The sequence below is a fragment of the Candidatus Pelagibacter communis genome (assembly GCF_001180205.1).
Taxonomy (GTDB): Bacteria; Pseudomonadota; Alphaproteobacteria; order Pelagibacterales; family Pelagibacteraceae; genus Pelagibacter; species Pelagibacter ubique_O.
This window is the reverse complement of record NZ_CVSU01000035.1, coordinates 1-555: the sequence shown is the minus strand read 5'-3', so window position 1 is coordinate 555 and position 555 is coordinate 1. Positions and strand designations below refer to the sequence as shown.

General features: G+C 33.0%; 1 pseudogene. It reads right to left on the bottom strand.

Annotated features, from left to right (window positions below):
* Positions 1-265, bottom strand: a pseudogene (locus AMO08_RS01680) (acetyl-CoA carboxylase carboxyl transferase subunit beta); the annotation flags it as partial.
* Positions 266-555: the final 290 nt, after the last annotated feature.

Here is a 555-nt window from a genome sequence, read left to right as displayed (position 1 = left end):
CAACAAAACCAGTTTTTTCAACATATTCACTTTTTTGGAAACCTTCAGGTAATTCTTCTTTAACAGTTCCTTGAATTACTCTTGCACCCGCAAATGCAATTAAAGCTCCTGGTTCTGCAATGTGAATATCACCTAACATAGCGTATGATGCAGTAATACCTCCTGCCGTTGGATCAGTGATACACACTAAATATGGAAGATGATTTTTCTTTAATTCATTAATTGCAAGAGTTGTTCTTGTCATTTGAGATAAAGAAGAATTACCTGAAGGTTTCCAAAAAAGTGAATATGTTGAAAAAACTGGTTTTGTTGATTTAATAGTTGAACGCAAAGATCTCGCCTCTAAAATTGGAACTTTATTATCAATATTGTTAAAGAAAAACTCTGATATAAGTGCTGAACAAAATGAAACTTCAGAAGATAGTCAGTCGCTTACAAGAGCTGCATCCTAAAGAAATAGATTTAAGTCTAGATCGTATTCAAAGTCTCTGCAAAAAATTAGGCAACCCTCAAGATAAAATCAAAGCAATTACAATTGTTGGTACTAATGGAAAG